We start from the raw sequence: 16,015 nt of genomic DNA, 5'->3' as shown, positions 1-16,015 counted from the left end.
GACCGGCCGGATCGCCTCCCATTTATCCGCCGCGGGTGCGCTGCCGCGCGGCGCCGAGCAGGCCCAGCAGCTCAGCACCCTCGGCCGCGCTCAACGCGCGGAACGCCGCCGAGGCCAGCCGGTCGGTCACCGCCTCGGCCCACAGCCGGCGCCGCACCAGCGGCCCGACCGGCGGGTACGGGGGCACCCAGCCGCACGCCGCGGCACCGGCCTCGCCCTCCGGCCCGGCCAGTACCGCCTCCAGCGGTGTCAGTCCGGCCGCGCGCACCGCCAGCAGGTACGCCCCGGCGAAGTGTTCACGCAGCAGCAGCATGCCGACCGCCGCCCGCGCACCGGGCGAGGGATCGGGTACCGGCATGGCCCGCCAGGCGGCGAACAGCGGCATGCCGCTGCCATCCGCCGCGTCGACCGCCCGGCCCAGTAGCGCGGCGAGCCGGGACGACTCGGCGCCGTCGCCCAGCCGGGCGGTGCCCCACCGGCAGCACTCGGCCAGGTTGGCGGCGGCCACCTCCAGCGGCGGGACGGTGCGCGCGGCGGCGTCCCAGCCGTCGGTGACCGCCTCGGGAGCGATGAAGCCGAGCGCCGCGGCGACCGTCTCGGCGCGGACGTCACCGAGCGCACCGGCCCGCCCGGTGATGTAGAAGGCCCACCCGGAGATGCCGAGCAGCCGCGCCCGGCGCAGCGTGGACGGGCAGCGGGCGAACGCCTCGCCGAGTTCGAGCACCAGCGGTTTGCAGGCGGCGGCGAGCTGTTCCGGAGTCATCGGCCGCCCGTCACTCCACCGTAGCCATTCATCACGCTCAGTCTGCCCGGTCGTCACCGGTGTCGGCATCCCCCTCTTCGGCGTCCAGCGCCTCCAACACGGCCTCCACCTCACCGGCCCGGCGCCGGGCCGCGGTGACCGCCCGTTCCGCGCCCCGGCGGGCCAGCCGGGCCCGGCTCAGCTCCTGCTCGGCCACGGCCCGGCGACGCTCCAGCTCGGCCAGTTCGGTCTCGATCCGGTCCAGCGTCGCGGCGCCGTCCCGCTCGGCCGCGTCGGCCGCCGCCAGCTCCTTCTCGGCCCGGTCCAGGTCCGCGCGGGCGCGGGTCAGCTCCCGGGTCGCGGTCCGCCGCCGCCCGGCCCGTTCGGCCCGCGTCGCCCGCTCGTCGCGGGCCCGGCGCGCGTCGGCCCGCTCGGCCGCCCGATCCGGTACGACGGGCGTCTCCTCGCCCCCCGTCACGAGCCGCAACTGGGGGCGGGGCACCTCGCCGAACCCGGCGTAGTGGCTGGCCCGCAGCAGGCGTCCGGCGCGTACCTGTTCGGCCACCTCGGTGTCCGACAACGCGGCGTTGAGTGTCGCCTCCACCTCGCCCAGCGGCAGCTTCCCGACCGGGGGCGCGGCGGGTTCGGCGGCGGCGAGCCGGCGTACCTCCGCCACCAGCGCGCCCACGACGGCGCGCCGCTGCGCGGACAGTTCCCGCAGCGTGCCGCCGCGCAGGTCGCGTTGCGCGGCACGCAGCGACTCGGCCAGCCGGCTCAGGTCGGCGACCAGCTCGGGCCGGCGGATCGCCAGCAGGTTGACCAGCCAGGCCGCCACCGTGGGCCGGCGCAGCCTGCCGATCTCCCGGGCGGTACGCGGGTCGCCGGACTGACGCGCCTGCGCGACGGCCTCGTCCCGGGCCGCCACGAACCGGTCCGGGGGCGTGGCGTAGAGCCGCCGGATCACCTCCGCGGGCACCTCGGTCATGGTCAGGCGTCGATCCGGGTGCCCGGCTCCAGACGGCGGTAGTCGGTGTTGGACATCGCCGTGTACTGCCGGTCCAGCACACCGAAGCCGTTGTCGTTGAGCAGCCCGTCGTGCAGCGCGTACGCCCGGCGCGGCGCGACCGCGCGGATGAAGTCGACCACCTCGGAGAACTTCGACCAGGGTGCGTGTATCGGGGCGAACAGCGTGTCCACCTGCACGTCGTCGGGCACGAACAACGCGTCGCCCGGGTGGTACACCACGTCGGCGAAGAGGTAGCCGATGTTCTGGATCACCGGGATGTCCGGATGGATGACCGCGTGCTGCCCGCCGTACGTCCGCACCGGCGTCCCGGCGACGGTGAGCGACTGTCCGGGCTCGACCGTCACCAGCGCCTCGGCGGCGTCGCCGAGCACCCCGGCGAGCGAGGCGGGACCGTGCACCGGCACCGGCCGCCGTTCCAGCGCCCGGGTCAGCGCGCCGACGTCCACATGGTCCGGGTGCTCGTGGGTGATCAGCACCGCGTCGGCACCGTCCAGCGCCGCCGGATCGCTGAAGACACCCGGGTCGACGACGAGCACCGCACCGTCGTGCTCCAGCCGGAGGCAGGAGTGGGCGAATTTGGTCACCTGCATCGTGACTCCTCGCTTATCGAATCGTGATGTCCTCAGCGCAGTCTGCCGGAACCGGCGCGACCACGCGTCACGTCCGAGGTATCGGTCCCGGCAGTCGGGGCCGCCGACGATCGGAGTACGGGGCATGGGTGGACGACGACTCCGGGGCGTGGCCCTGGTGGCTGTGGGTCTGATAGCAGCGCTGGGTGTGGGCGCGTGCGGCGCGGGCGGTGACAGTGGCAGCGACTCGGCCGCGCCCGCCGCCGACGGAGGCGCGGGGCGCGAGCAGGCCGCCGAGGGCGGTGCGGACAGCGACCAGGCGGCCCCGGGCGGCACCGGCGGCGCGGACCTGCGGGTCGACCAGCGGTCCATCATCTACACCGGAACCATGCAGGTCCGGGTGGACGATGTGGAGGCCGCCGCGCGGGAGGCGACCACAGCGGTGACGGCGGCCGGCGGATTCGTCGGCGCCGACCGGCGGTCGAGCCGGGCCGCCGAGGCGCGGGCGGCGCTGACGCTGCGCGTGCCCGCCGACCGGTTCACCGCGGTGATCGACCGGCTCGCCGGTCTCGGCCGGCAGGAGCGCCGGGAGATCCGCACCGAGGACGTCACCGAGCAGGTGGTCGACCTGGACGCCCGGATCGCCACCCAGCGGGCGCGGGTGGAGAGTTCCCGCAAGCTGCTGGCCCGGGCCACGTCGGTGGACGAGCTGGTCCGGCTGGAGAACGAGGTGGGCACCCGGCAGGCGGACCTGGCCGCGCTGGAGGCCCGCAAGCGCCGGCTCGCTGACCTGACCTCGCTGTCCACCATCACCGTGACGTTCCTCGGTCAGGACGCCAGCACCGCCGAGGAGGAGGCTGACCTGGGCTTCCTGGCCGGGCTGGGCGGCGGCTGGACGGCGTTCCTGGCCTCGGCCCGGGTCCTGCTCACAGTGCTCGGCGCGGTGCTGCCGTTCGCGGTGGTGATCGGCGTACCGCTGTGGTTGCTGCTCCTGGGGCGGCGCCGGGTGCGGGCCCGGCGGACGCCGCCGCCCGGCCCGGGTGCGATGCTGCCGCCCGGCCTGGGCCCGATGCCGCCGGGCCCGGCCGGGCCGGCCGACGGTCCGGTCAGCGCGCCGCCGCCAGTGCCCGCAGCGCGGTCTGGACCATGAGGCGTACGCCGGCCTCGATGGCGCGCTCGTCCACGTCGAACGAGGCCCGGTGCAGGTCCACGTTGGGCCCGCTACGGCCGACGCCGAGGCGGGCGAGCGCACCCGGCACGTGCTCCAGGTACCAGGAGAAGTCCTCGCCGCCCATGCTCTGCGGCGTCTCGGCGATGCCGTCGGGGCCGAGCGCCGCGGCGGTGGCCGCGGTGAGCACGCCGATCGCGCCGGCGTCGTTCGTCACCGGGGGCCGGCCGCGCAGGTATTCCAGGTCGACTGTGGCGCCGGTGGGGGCGAGCACGTCCCGCACCACCTGAGCCACGATCTCGGGTGCCTGGTCCCAGGTGTCGCGGTCCATCACCCGCAGCGTGCCGGCCGCGCACGCCTCGGACGGGATGACGTTGTAACGGGTGCCGGCCGAGGCGTGGCCGAACACCAGCAGCAGCCCGCTGTTGGCCGGCACCCGGCGGCTGATCAGCGTCGGCACCTCGGTCACCAGCCGGCCGAGCGCGTCCACCAGGTCGACGGTCAGGTGGGGGCGGGCGGTGTGCCCGCCCGGCCCGGTGAGCCGGACCGTGACGTTGTCGGCGGCGGCGGTGATCGGGCCGACCCGCAGGCCGACCTTGCCCACCGGCAGGTTCGGGTCGCAGTGCAGCGCGAAGATCTGCACCACGTCGTCCAGGCCGCCGGCCTCGATGACCTCGAGCGAGCCGCAGGGCAGGATCTCCTCGGCCGGCTGGAAGATCAGCCGGACCCGGCCGTCGAGCCGGCCGGTGTCGGCGAGCTGGGCCAGCAGCATGCCGACGCCGAGCATCACCGACGTGTGCACGTCGTGGCCGCAGGCGTGGCAGACGCCCTCGACTGTCGAGCGGTACGACACGTCCTTCGGGTCGCTCAGCGGCAGCGCGTCGATGTCGGCGCGGAGCGCGATCACCGGCCCGTCCGGGCGCCCGTTGATGTCGCAGATGACGCCGTTGCCCTTCGGCAGCAGACGCGGCTTCAGCCCGGCCAGGGACAGCTCGCGGTGCACCAGCGCGGCCGTCTCGAACTCCTCGCCGGACAGCTCCGGGTGGGAGTGGATGTGACGGCGCGTCTCGATGAGGCCCGGTACGCGCAGAGCGAGCAGATGGTCGAGCTCGAAGGGCAGGGGCTGGTAACCGGTCGGCGCCTCGGGCCGGGACGACGCCAGCGGGCCGCCGGAAGGCAGCGTCAACGCACTCGTCACGTCGAATTCTCGATCACTAGAAGTGGATGGATCTTCGGGTCGGACAGCAGACAGCCTAGACCTCCGACGGTGACGCTGCGCAACATCTTTCGCGTAGCGGTCGGACCGCGCAGCGTCACGAATGCCCTGGTGGGAGGGCTCGAATATCTGCGGGACAGCAGGTAGATCGCGGTCGAACGCCGTCATCCGCCTCCCACCTCCTACAACGCGTAACCGTTTCATCGGCCACAAATAACGACCCGTCGTTCCGAATTGTCGCATTAGTCGTGGCAATTAACTGCCGCTCCGACAATTGCACGACAACTGTCGGCTGCCGGAAGACTCCCGACGGTGACACGAGCGTCCGACCGCCGACCGCACAGGCTGTCCGTCCCGTTCACCCGATCCGGTTACCCGAATCGCCGAATCGCACACGCGAAAGCGGCCCGCACCGCGCACTCAGGGTGCGCGGCGGGGCCGCCGCCGGGACGATTCAGAACCGGTCGCTGGGCCGGTAGATCCCCCACACCTCGCGCAGCGTCCCGCACACCTCGCCGACAGTGGCGCGGGCGCGCAGCGCCTCCTTCATCGGGTAGAGCACGTTGGCGTCCCCCTCGGCGGCGGCACGCAGTTCGGCCAGGGCCCGCTCCACCGCGCCGGAGTCCCGCTCGGCGCGCAGCCGGGCCAGCCGCTCCCCCTGCGCCGCCTCGATCGACGGGTCGACCCGCAGCGGCTCGTACGGCTCCTCCTCGTCGATCCGGAACCGGTTGAGCCCGACCACCACCCGCTCGCCCGAGTCGATCTCCTGGGCGATCCGGTACGCGGACTGCTCGATCTCCCGCTTCTGGAACCCGGCCTCGATCGCGTCCACCGCCGAACCGTGGTCGAAGACCCGGTCCATCAGCTCGGTGGCGGCCGCCTCCACCTCGGCGGTCATCGCCTCCACCACGTACGACCCGGCGAACGGGTCGACGGTGGCGGTCAGGTCCGTCTCGTACGCCAGCACCTGCTGGGTCCGCAGCGCCAGCCGGGCCGCCTTCTCGGTGGGCAGCGCGATGGCCTCGTCGAAGCTGTTCGTGTGCAGCGACTGGGTGCCGCCGAGCACCGCGCCGAGGCCCTGCACCGCCACCCGGACCAGGTTCACCTCCGGCTGCTGGGCGGTGAGCTGCACGCCGGCGGTCTGGGTGTGGAACCGCAGCATCATCGACTTCGGGTTCTTCGCGCCGAACTCGTCGCGCATCAGCCGGGCCCAGATGCGCCGGGCCGCGCGGAACTTCGCGACCTCCTCCAGCAGCGTGGTGCGGGCCACGAAGAAGAACGACAGGCGGGGCGCGAAGTCGTCGACGGCCAGACCGGCGGCGAGCGCCGCGCGGACGTACTCCACGCCGTTCGCGAGCGTGAACGCCACCTCCTGCGCGGGCGACGCGCCGGCCTCGGCCATGTGGTAGCCGGAGATCGAGATGGTGTTCCACTTCGGCACCTCGGCCCGGCAGTAGGCGAAGGTGTCGGCGACCAGCCGCAGCGAGGGCTTCGGCGGGAAGATGTACGTCCCCCGGGCGATGTACTCCTTGAGGATGTCGTTCTGGATGGTGCCGTTGAGCGCCGCCCCCGGCACGCCGTTCTCCTCGGCCACGAGCTGGTAGAGCAGCAGCAGCACCGAGCCGGGCGCGTTGATGGTCATCGAGGTGGAGACCTTGTCCAGCGGGATGCCGCCGAACAGCGTGCGCATGTCCTCGATGGAGTCGATGGCGACGCCGACCTTGCCGACCTCACCGTGCGCGATCGGGTCGTCCGAGTCGTACCCCATCTGGGTGGGCAGGTCGAACGCGACCGACAGGCCCATGGTGCCGGCGCGCAGCAGCTGGTGGTAGCGCGCGTTGCTCTCGGTCGCGGTGCCGAACCCGGCGTACTGTCGCATGGTCCAGGGCCGGGACGTGTACATCGTCGGGTAGACCCCGCGGGTGTACGGGAACTCGCCCGGCTCGCCCAGCCGGGCGTCCAGATCCGCCGGAAGGTCTGCCGCCGTGTAGACGCCCTGGATCGGGAAACCCGACTCGCTTGACCGCGCATCGCTCATTACCGGATGGTAGGACGCGCAGACCGCCTGGTGGGTGAGGGATACCGCACACCTCGCGGCGGCGACCCACCGGAGGTGAGCAACCGACCACATACCGTCGAGTAGGTAAACGCCCGCCGCGTCGGGTTTCGCATCGGGCGTCGGAACCAGCAAGATAGAGGGGTTGTGTCCCAGCCCCCTCGATATCCCCCGGTGGCTTTTCTGTGACTCAGATTCCGACGTGGAGCGGCGGACCGGCCAGTCCCCCCACTGGACGCGCGGCGCCCGGCACCACCATCGGTGGTCGCTACTCGCTGCGCTCCCCGGTGGGCAACGGAGGCATGGGCACGGTCTGGCGGGCCACAGACACGTTGCTGCGCCGTGATGTGGCGGTCAAGGAGGTCGTCCTCCCGCCGGGGCTCGCCCCGAGCGACCGCGACGCGCTCTACGAACGGACGCTGCGGGAGGCCCGAGCCGCCGCGGCGATCCAGCACCCGGCGGTGGTGCAGGTCTACGACGTGGTCACCGAGGGTGGCCGCCCGTGGATCGTGATGGAGCTGCTGGACGCCCGCAGCCTGGCCGACATGGTGATCGAGGACGGGCCGGTCGCGCCACGCGCCGTCGCCAAGATCGGGATCGCGCTGCTCGGCGCGCTGGAGGTCGCGCACGCGATCGGCGTGCTGCACCGCGACGTGAAGCCGGCGAACGTGCTGATCTGCACCGATGGCCGCTGCGTGCTCACCGACTTCGGCGTCGCCCGGATGCCCACCGACGTGCAGCTCACCACGCCCGGCATGGTGCTCGGCTCGCCGCACTTCATCTCGCCCGAGCGGGCAATGGGCCAGGAGTTCGGGCCGCCGAGCGACCTGTTCTCGCTCGGTGTGACGCTCTACACCGCGGTCGAGGGCCGGCCCCCGTTCGACAAGGGCGACCCGATCGAGACCATGCACGCGGTGGTCGAGGACCCGCCCGCCACGCCGCAGCGCAGCGGCCCGCTCACCGGGGTGCTGATGGGGCTGCTGGAGAAGGACCCGGCCCGCCGGATGGACGTGCACCGCGCGCGCGCCAACCTGCGCGAACTGCTCGCCGGGCCGCTGACCAGCACCGCGACCGCCGTAAACTCGGTCACCGACCCGTACGCGGTGGTCCCGGTGCCGCGCCCGACCACGCCGCCGGCGATCGCCGCGGAGCCGAAGCCGAGCGGGCAGATCGGCGGCCGGGCGATGATCGGCCCGGACGAGTCGCTCACCGACCGCCTCGCCGCCCTGCGTCGCGGCGAGCGGCCCCAGGCCGAGAAGGCCGCAGCGGGTGCCGCCGCGCTCGACGAGACCAGCGCCGACGCGCTGGCCGGTCCGCTGCACACCCCGACCGGCGCGATGTCCGGGCCGGGCACGCCGGACGCCACCCAGCGCATCTCGCCGGACGCCACGGTCCGGCTCGGGGCGGGCGCCGGTGCGGACGCGACCCAGGCGGTACCCGCCACTTACGGCCGCACCGTCGACGCCACCCAGCCGGTGTACGGCGCCGGCAACCAGTGGTCGGTGCCCGGCACCGGCCAGGCGTGGACCACCCCGGCCACCGCACCCGCCGCCGGTGGTGGCGGCCCGCTCGGCACGGCCAAGGGCCTGCTCGGCCGGGTGAAGGCGTGGCCGCGCAAGGTCCAGCTCGCCGCCGCCGGTGGCCTCGCCGTGGTGCTGCTGGTGAGCGTGATCGCGTTGACCAGCGGCGGCGACGACGCTCCCCCGCCGATCGTGGGCGCGCTGCCGTCGAACTCGGCCGCCGCCTCGCCGGTGGAGATGCAGGAGCAGACCGTCAAGGGCATCACCGTCCAGGTGCCGAAGGGCTGGGACCGCAAGACCGGTGGCGTCTTCGTCGACTACGTCGACCCGCAGGACGAGAGCCGCAAGGTGCGGGTGCTGGCCGAGAACTGGGGCGGCACGTCGGTCAGCTGGGCCGAGTTCGCCTCCCGCAACCTCCGCGACAAGAGCAAGTCGTGCGCCAAGCCCTACGAACAGCTCGCGATGACCGAGACGACGCTGGCCGGTAAGCCGGCCGCCGAGTTCGAGTACACCTGCGGCGAGGGTGACGAGAAGCGGCACGGCGTGTGGCGGGGCGTGGTCCAGGGCGGCAAGGTCTACTCGTTCTACCTCTCCTCCAGCGACGCCACCTTCGCCGAGAGCAAGCCGATCTTCGACGCGATGGCCGGCTCGTTCCAGCTCACGGCGGCGAACTGAGTCGAGGCCGACGGTCGGTGGTGATCCGCCGCCGTGCTTTCATGAGGCAATGGCGGCGGAAACCACTGACCTTGACGACCTTCGCGTACGCGCCGAGCGCTGGCTCGACGACGACCCGGACCCGGCCGACCGCGACGAGCTGCGCGCGGTCCTCGACGGGCTGCCCGGCACGGCGGCCGACCTGGCCGACCGGTTCGCCGGTCCGCTGACCTTCGGCACCGCCGGGCTGCGCGGCCCGCTGCGGGCCGGGCCCAACGGCATGAACCTCGCCGTGGTCACCCAGGCCGCCGCCGGGCTCGTCGGCTGGCTCGCCGCCCAGGGCGGCGAGGGCCCGCTGGTGATCGGGTACGACGCCCGGCGCGGCTCCCGTGCGTTCGCCGAGCGCACCGCGCAGGTCGCCACCGGTGCGGGCCGTCCGGCGCTGCTGCTGCCCCGGCCGCTGCCCACGCCCGTGCTGGCGTTCGCGGTCCGGCAGCTCGGCGCGGTCGCCGGCGTGATGGTCACCGCCAGCCACAACCCGCCGCAGGACAACGGCTACAAGGTCTACCTGGGCGCGCAGCTCGGCGGTGAGCTGGGCTCCGGCGCGCAGATCGTGCCGCCCGCCGACGCCGGGATCGAGGCGGCCATCCGCGCCGTCGGCCCGCTCGCGGCGGTGCCGCTCGGTCCGGCCGGTCAGGTACTCGGCGACGACCTGGTGGCCGCCTACGTGGAGCGGGCCGCCGCCGTGGTGGACCCGGCCGGACCGCGCGACCTGAAGGTGGCGTACACGCCGCTGCACGGGGTCGGCGGCGCGGTGCTGACCGCCGCGTTCGCACGCGCCGGATTCGGCGTGCCGGGCGTGGTGCCCGAGCAGGCCGAGCCGGACCCGGCGTTCCCGACCGTCAGCTTCCCCAACCCGGAGGAGCCGGGCGCGGTGGACCTTCTGGTCGCGCTCGCCGACCGCACCGGCGCGGACCTGGCCATCGCCAACGACCCGGACGCGGACCGCTGCGCGGTTGCCGTACGCGACGCCGGGTCCTGGCGGATGCTGCGCGGCGACGAGGTGGGCGCGCTGCTCGCCGACCACCTGATGCGGCGGGGCGTGACCGGCCTGTACGCCACCACGATCGTGTCGTCGGCGCTGCTGCGGGCCATGTCGGCGGCCCGGGGCCTGCCCTACGACGAAACGCTCACCGGGTTCAAGTGGATCGTCCGGGCCGGCGGCGGCCGGGAGCCGCTCGTGTACGGCTACGAGGAGGCGCTCGGCTACTGCGTCGCGCCGGAGCACGTCCGGGACAAGGACGGCATCACCGCCGCGCTGACTGTCGCCGAGCTGGCCGCCGGTCTCAAGGCCGAGGGCCGCACGCTCCTCGACCGGCTGGACGAGCTCGCAGCCGAGTTCGGTGTGCACCACACCGAGCAGCTCTCGGTCCGGGTGGAGGACCTGCGGGTGATCGCGGACTCGATGGCCCGGATCCGGGCGGCCACCCCTACCGCGCTGCTCGGGCAGCCGGTGACCGAGGCGTCCGACCTGCTCCCGGACGCCGACGTGGTGATCCTGCGCACCGGCGCGGCCCGGGTGGTGATCCGGCCGTCCGGCACCGAGCCGAAGCTCAAGGCGTACCTGGAGGTGGTGGAGCCGGTGACCGGCGGCGACGTGCCCGCGGCCCGGCAGCGCGCGCGTGCCGCGGTGACCGAGCTGCGCAACGAGATCGCCGCCGCCCTGGGCCTCTGACCCCTGCTGCGAGGAAGGGGCCTTCCTCACCGCTTGCCGAGGGCGGCGTCGACGGCCTGGCCCAGCGCGGCGATGACCAGGCTGATCGACGGGCGTACCACGCTGTCGTCCAGGCTCACCGTGCCGGAGAACCCGGCGCCGGCGGCGATCTCCTCCAGGCGCCGGCCGGCGTCCTCGGCGGCCGAGCCGGTCAGCCCGAGCGCGGGTTCCATCCGCAGCACGGCGACCAGCGTCGCGAGCGCGGCGGTCCGCTCGTCCGGGAGCTGCCCGCTGGTCAGCGCGTCGGCCAGCCGCTGCCGGATGTCCGCCTCGACCGAGGCGTCGGCCACCGGGTAGCGGTGCACGTGGATGAAGCCCAGCTCGGTCTCGTCGACGTCGCGGACCACGCCCCGGCCGCAGAGGTCGGAGAGGATCCGGTCGCGCAGCCCGTGCCGCAGTCGCTGCACCCACGACGACGGCGTGTGCGGGGTGTCCGCAGCGATCTTGGCGAGTACGGCGTCCGCGATCGGCTCGCCGGTGGGGGCCGGGTCGACCACCGCCAGGTTCCCGTCCGCGTACGCGACCCGTCCGGCCAGGGCCAGCTCGACCAGCACCGCGGCGGCCATGCCCAGGTCCAGGCTGATCCGCGGCATGGTGGCCTTGCCGGTTTCGTCGTCATACGCGAGGAGCAGCAACTCCTCGGCGAGCGCAACACCAGTCATGGCCCGGAACGCTAGCGCCTCCCCGCACCCCCGCGCATCGACTCGCCGGGTAGGGCCGGACACGGTGCGGAGGGCGTCCCTCCGCACCGGACCGGTCTCAGAAGCGGGGCATGCCGCCGAACTGGCGGTCGCCGGCGTCACCCAGGCCGGGGACGATGAACTTCGAGTCGTTCAGGCCCTCGTCGATCGAGGCGGTGACCAGGCGCAGCGGCAGGCCGGAGCGCTCCAGCCGCTCGATGCCGACCGGCGCTGCGAGCACGCACAGCACGGTGATGTCGGTGCAGCCGCGGTCGGCGAGCAGCCGGCAGCAGTGCTCCAGCGAGCCGCCGGTGGCGAGCATCGGGTCGAGCACCAGCACCGGCAGGCCGGCGAGGTCGCGCGGCAGCGACTCCATGTACGCGCGGGGCTCGTACGTCTCCTCGTCGCGGGCCAGGCCGACGAAGCCCATCGACGACTCGGGCAGCAGGCCGAGCGCGGCGTCGGCCATGCCGAGACCGGCCCGCAGCACCGGCACCAGCAGCGGCGGGTTCGCCAGCCGGCTGCCCTCGGTGGCGGTGACCGGGGTCTGGATCGAGTACTTCTCGACCGGGAAGGAGCGCGCGGCCTCGTACACCAGCATGGTGGTGAGTTCGCGCAGCGCGGCCCGGAACGACGACGAGTCGGTCCGGGCGTCCCGCATGGCGGTCAGCCGCGTCTGGGCGAGCGGATGGTCAATGACGGTTACGTCCACGATCGCTCAACCTACCGTTTGCCGGCCGGGCGCCGGGCGGGTGCGGTACGACCAGCGACACCGCTCACGTATGACGCTCACTACCGGTCGTTCGTGAGCAAGATCACTCGACTCGCGGGTGCGTACTATTCGGGGCATGACGGCGACAACGACGTCGGCTCGGTCGGACCTCACCGAGCTGGGACGATCCGAGACCGCTCTGCGGACCTTCCTGCACGGCCTGCCCGGCGTGGACCAGGTCGGCGCGGAGCAGCGGGCGGCACAACTCGGCACCCGCTCCATCAAGACCACGGCGAAGGCCGAGGCGATCGACCTGGCGATCCGGATGGTCGACCTGACCACGCTGGAAGGGGCGGACACCCCGGGCAAGGTGCGGGCGCTGGCGGCCAAGGCGCTGCGCCCCGACCCGTCCGACCCGAGCTGCCCGCACGTCGGCGCCGTCTGCGTCTACCCGTCGATGGTCCCGTACGTGGCGGAGGTGCTGCGCGGCAGCGGCGTGCACCTGGCCAGCGTGGCGACCGCGTTCCCGTCCGGCCAGGCGCCGCTGCAGATCAAGCTCGCCGACGTGCGCGCGGCGGTCGAGGCGGGCGCGGACGAGATCGACATGGTGATCAACCGCGGCGCGTTCCTGGCCGGGCGGTACGCCGAGGTCTACGACGAGATCGTGGCCACCAAGGAAGCCTGCGGGGACGCGCACCTCAAGGTGATTCTGGAGACCGGCGAGCTGGCCACGTACGACAACGTGCGGCGGGCGTCCTGGCTCGCCATGCTCGCGGGCGGTGACTTCATCAAGACCTCCACCGGCAAGGTCCCGGTCGCTGCGACCCTGCCGGTGACGCTGGTGATGCTGGAGGCGGTCCGCGACTTCCGCGCCGCTACCGGGCGCCAGGTCGGCGTCAAGCCGGCCGGCGGCATCAAGACCACCAAGGACGCGATCAAGTACCTGGTCATGGTCAACGAGACGGTCGGCGCGGACTGGCTGAGCCCGGACTGGTTCCGGTTCGGCGCGTCGAGCCTGCTCAACGACCTGCTCATGCAGCGCACCAAGCTGACGACCGGCGTCTACGCCGGCCCCGACTACTTCACCCTGGACTGAACGCGATGTTCGAATACGCACCCGCCCCCGAGTCCCGCTCGGTGGTGGACATCAAGCCCTCGTACGGGCTCTTCGTCGACGGCGCGTTCGTCGACCCGGCCTCCGGCGGCAGCTTCAAGTCGGTGAACCCGGCCTCCGAGGAGGTGCTGGCCGAGATCGCCGAGGCGGGCACCGACGACGTGGACCGCGCGGTCCGCGCCGCCCGGAGCGCGTACGAGAAGGTCTGGGGTCCGATGCCGGGCCGGGACCGGGCCAAGTACCTGTTCCGGATCGCCCGGATCATCCAGGAGCGCTCGCGTGAGCTGGCGGTGCTGGAGTCGCTGGACAACGGCAAGCCGATCAAGGAGTCCCGCGACGTCGACCTGCCGCTGGTCGCCGCGCACTTCTTCTACTACGCGGGCTGGGCGGACAAGCTCCCTCACGCGGGCTTCGGCCCCGACCCGAAGCCGCTCGGCGTGGCCGCGCAGGTCATCCCGTGGAACTTCCCGCTGCTCATGCTGGCGTGGAAGATCGCCCCGGCGCTGGCCGCCGGCAACACGGTGGTGCTCAAGCCGGCCGAGACCACCCCGCTGACCGCGCTGCTGTTCGCCGAGATCTGCCAGCAGGCCGATCTGCCGGCCGGCGTGGTGAACATCGTCACCGGCGCCGGCGACACCGGCCGGGCGCTGGTCGAGCACCCGGGCGTGGACAAGGTGGCGTTCACCGGCTCCACCGAGGTCGGCCGCGCCATCGCCCGCTCGGTGGCGGGCACCCGCAAGAAGCTGACGCTGGAACTGGGCGGCAAGGCCGCGAACATCGTCTTCGACGACGCACCGATCGACCAGGCCGTCGAGGGCATCGTCAACGGCATCTTCTTCAACCAGGGGCACGTCTGCTGCGCCGGTTCCCGGCTGCTGGTCCAGGAGTCGGTCGCCGACCGGGTGCTGGAGTCGCTCAAGCGCCGGATGGCCCAGCTCCGGGTCGGTGACCCGCTGGACAAGAACACCGACATCGGCGCGATCAACTCGGCCGCGCAGCTCGCCCGGATCCGGGAGCTGTCCGACGCCGGGGCCGCCGAGGGCGCGGAGCGCTGGTCGCCGCCGTGCGAGCTGCCCGAGCGCGGCTTCTGGTTCGCGCCGACCATCTTCACCGGCGTCACCCAGGCGCACCGGATCGCCCGCGAGGAGATCTTCGGCCCGGTGCTGTCCGTGCTGACGTTCCGCACCCCGGCGGAGGCCGTCGAGAAGGCCAACAACACACCGTACGGGCTGTCGGCCGGGATCTGGACCGACAAGGGTTCCCGGATCCTGTGGCTGGCCGACCGGCTGCGCGCGGGCGTGGTGTGGGCCAACACGTTCAACAAGTTCGACCCGACGTCGCCGTTCGGCGGCTACAAGGAGTCGGGCTACGGGCGCGAGGGCGGCCGGCACGGGCTGGAGGGGTACCTCAATGTCTGAGCGGGTCGCGGTACGCAAGACGTACAAGCTCTTCATCGGCGGGAAGTTCCCGCGCAGCGAGTCGGGACGGTCGTATCTCGTGCAATCCGCGAACGTGTCTCTTGCCTCCCGGAAGGACGCGCGGGACGCCGTCGTGGCCGCCCGCGCCGCGGTGAAGGGCTGGGCCGGGGCGACCGCGTACAACAGGGGCCAGATCCTCTACCGGGTCGCCGAGATGCTGGAGGGCCGGCGCGAGCAGTTCGTCGCCCTGGGCGTCCCGGCCGACGAGGTGGACGCGGCGATCGACCGCTGGGTCTGGTACGCCGGGTGGTCCGACAAGCTGTCCCAGGTGTACGGCGGGGCGAACCCGGTGGCCGGCCCGTACTTCAACCTGTCCGCGCCGGAGCCCACCGGCGTGGTGGCGGTGGTCGCCCCCGAGGAACCCGCGCTGCTCGGCCTGGTGAGCGTGATCGCCCCGGCGATCGTCACCGGCAACACGGTCGTGGTGGCCGCTTCCCCGGCGGCGCCGCTGGCCGCGGTGACGCTGGCCGAGGTGCTCGCCACCTCCGACCTGCCCGGCGGAGTGGTCAACATCCTCACCGGCCGGCTGACCGAGACCGTGCCGACGCTCGCCGCGCACATGGACGTCAACGCGATCGACCTGACCGGCGTCGCCGACGCCGACCTGGCGGCCGACCTGGAGATCAAGGCCGCGGAGAACCTCAAGCGGGTGCTCCGGCCGGCCCCGGCCGACCGCGACTGGTACGCCGACCCCGGCATCACCCGGATGACCACGCTGCTGGAGACCAAGACGGTCTGGCACCCGAAGGGCGTCTGACCGACGCAGCCCGGTCCGGCCCGAAGTGGCGGCACACCCCCAGCCGGGTTGCCGCCACTTCCCGTTCCCGCGCTTCCCGCGACTGTTGTCGATCGCACCCGCGCCGGGCAAGATCGACACCACTTCCCCGAGGTGGCCACATCCAACCGACACCGGACAGCACCACTCTTCCCCGAACCGGCACCAACCTCGCCCTCCCCCATGCACCAAGGTCAACACCAGCACGGCGAAGTGGGCCGATCAACCCGCCCCGAATGCCACCACCTCCCCGAACTGGCATGGATCTTGCCGGGGCGCGCGCACGAGGCCAGCACGATCAACACCACATCCCCGAAGTGGATGCATCGAGCGACCCGGGACAACACCACTTCCCCGAGGTGGATTGGATCTTGGCGGGGCGGCCCGAGGACCGCGTGATCGACACCAGCACGGCGAGGTGGCTGCATCGAGCCGCCTCGGACCGCACCACCTCCCCGAGCTGGTGTTGATCTTCGGGAGGGAGGGACGGCGAACGGAACCGGGGACCGGGGCGGCGGAGGGGATCTACT

The 16,015-nt window shown here is 73.1% G+C and carries 13 protein-coding genes; 6 read left to right on the top strand and 7 right to left on the bottom strand.

All coding sequences use genetic code 11. From position 1 onward, the window contains the following. Positions 1-22: 22 nt before the first annotated feature. Genes O7611_RS02225 through O7611_RS02215 form a run of 3 tightly spaced genes read right to left on the bottom strand, consistent with a single transcriptional unit; the run spans position 23 to position 2,359 of the window. Complete coding sequence (locus tag O7611_RS02225; RefSeq protein ID WP_269696113.1) at positions 23-763, bottom strand: SCO6745 family protein; 741 nt, start codon at positions 761-763, stop codon at positions 23-25. 37 nt (positions 764-800) lie between these two features. Further along, positions 801-1,727: a hypothetical protein gene (locus tag O7611_RS02220; protein ID WP_194798621.1), complete on the bottom strand. Its 927-nt coding sequence runs from the start codon at positions 1,725-1,727 to the stop codon at positions 801-803. A gap of 2 nt (positions 1,728-1,729) precedes the next feature. Then, positions 1,730-2,359: an MBL fold metallo-hydrolase gene (locus tag O7611_RS02215; protein WP_194798622.1), complete on the bottom strand. Its 630-nt coding sequence runs from the start codon at positions 2,357-2,359 to the stop codon at positions 1,730-1,732. A gap of 124 nt (positions 2,360-2,483) precedes the next feature. On the opposite strand from O7611_RS02215, the gene O7611_RS02210 reads away from it, so the two are divergent. Further along, entirely contained in the window at positions 2,484-3,488 is a 1,005-nt protein-coding gene (locus O7611_RS02210) for a DUF4349 domain-containing protein (RefSeq protein WP_269696112.1), read from the top strand. Here the strand turns inward: O7611_RS02210 and O7611_RS02205 are convergent. Both O7611_RS02205 and O7611_RS02200 read right to left on the bottom strand, forming a co-directional pair. After that, positions 3,445-4,704, bottom strand: coding sequence for an amidohydrolase (locus tag O7611_RS02205; RefSeq protein ID WP_194798624.1), 1,260 nt, complete (start codon positions 4,702-4,704; stop codon positions 3,445-3,447). The two genes, O7611_RS02210 and O7611_RS02205, sit on opposite strands and share 44 nt — an antisense overlap. 472 nt (positions 4,705-5,176) lie before the next feature. After that, positions 5,177-6,760: an acyl-CoA mutase large subunit family protein gene (locus O7611_RS02200; RefSeq protein ID WP_135243294.1), complete on the bottom strand. Its 1,584-nt coding sequence runs from the start codon at positions 6,758-6,760 to the stop codon at positions 5,177-5,179. 203 nt (positions 6,761-6,963) lie between these two features. Here O7611_RS02200 and O7611_RS02195 point away from each other — a divergent pair, with 203 nt between their 5' ends. After that, the gene (locus O7611_RS02195) at positions 6,964-8,973 is read left to right on the top strand and encodes a serine/threonine-protein kinase (RefSeq protein WP_194798625.1); all 2,010 of its coding nucleotides are present in this window, start codon (positions 6,964-6,966) and stop codon (positions 8,971-8,973) included. A 49-nt stretch (positions 8,974-9,022) separates the two neighbouring features. Then, positions 9,023-10,687 (top strand): phospho-sugar mutase, encoded by a 1,665-nt coding sequence (locus tag O7611_RS02190; protein ID WP_269696111.1) that lies wholly within the window; start codon positions 9,023-9,025, stop codon positions 10,685-10,687. A 26-nt stretch (positions 10,688-10,713) separates the two neighbouring features. Here the strand turns inward: O7611_RS02190 and O7611_RS02185 are convergent, their stop codons facing one another. Further along, positions 10,714-11,388: a GOLPH3/VPS74 family protein gene (locus tag O7611_RS02185; RefSeq protein WP_194798627.1), complete on the bottom strand. Its 675-nt coding sequence runs from the start codon at positions 11,386-11,388 to the stop codon at positions 10,714-10,716. A 97-nt stretch (positions 11,389-11,485) separates the two neighbouring features. Next, positions 11,486-12,118 carry a uracil phosphoribosyltransferase gene (gene upp, locus O7611_RS02180; protein WP_120571672.1) on the bottom strand — a complete coding sequence of 211 codons (633 nt, stop codon included), beginning with the start codon at positions 12,116-12,118 and terminating at the stop codon, positions 11,486-11,488. 136 nt (positions 12,119-12,254) lie between these two features. Between upp and deoC the strand changes: the two genes are divergently transcribed. From deoC to O7611_RS02165, 3 genes are read left to right on the top strand one after another with little or no spacing between them, the layout of a single operon-like run. Beyond that, positions 12,255-13,214: a deoxyribose-phosphate aldolase gene (gene deoC, locus O7611_RS02175; protein WP_194798628.1), complete on the top strand. Its 960-nt coding sequence runs from the start codon at positions 12,255-12,257 to the stop codon at positions 13,212-13,214. A gap of 5 nt (positions 13,215-13,219) precedes the next feature. Next, on the top strand, positions 13,220-14,650 hold the full coding sequence (locus tag O7611_RS02170; protein ID WP_194798629.1) for an aldehyde dehydrogenase family protein: 1,431 nt from the start codon (positions 13,220-13,222) through the stop codon (positions 14,648-14,650). Further along, positions 14,643-15,467 (top strand): aldehyde dehydrogenase family protein, encoded by an 825-nt coding sequence (locus O7611_RS02165; protein WP_194798630.1) that lies wholly within the window; start codon positions 14,643-14,645, stop codon positions 15,465-15,467. The genes O7611_RS02170 and O7611_RS02165 overlap by 8 nt, the downstream gene beginning before the upstream one ends. The last annotated feature ends 548 nt before the right edge of the window (positions 15,468-16,015 follow it).

Origin of the sequence: Micromonospora sp. WMMC273, from assembly GCF_027460285.1 — a bacterium.
GTDB classification, from domain to species: domain Bacteria; phylum Actinomycetota; class Actinomycetes; order Mycobacteriales; family Micromonosporaceae; genus Micromonospora; species Micromonospora aurantiaca.
This window is presented reverse-complemented; position numbering and strand designations above follow the sequence as displayed.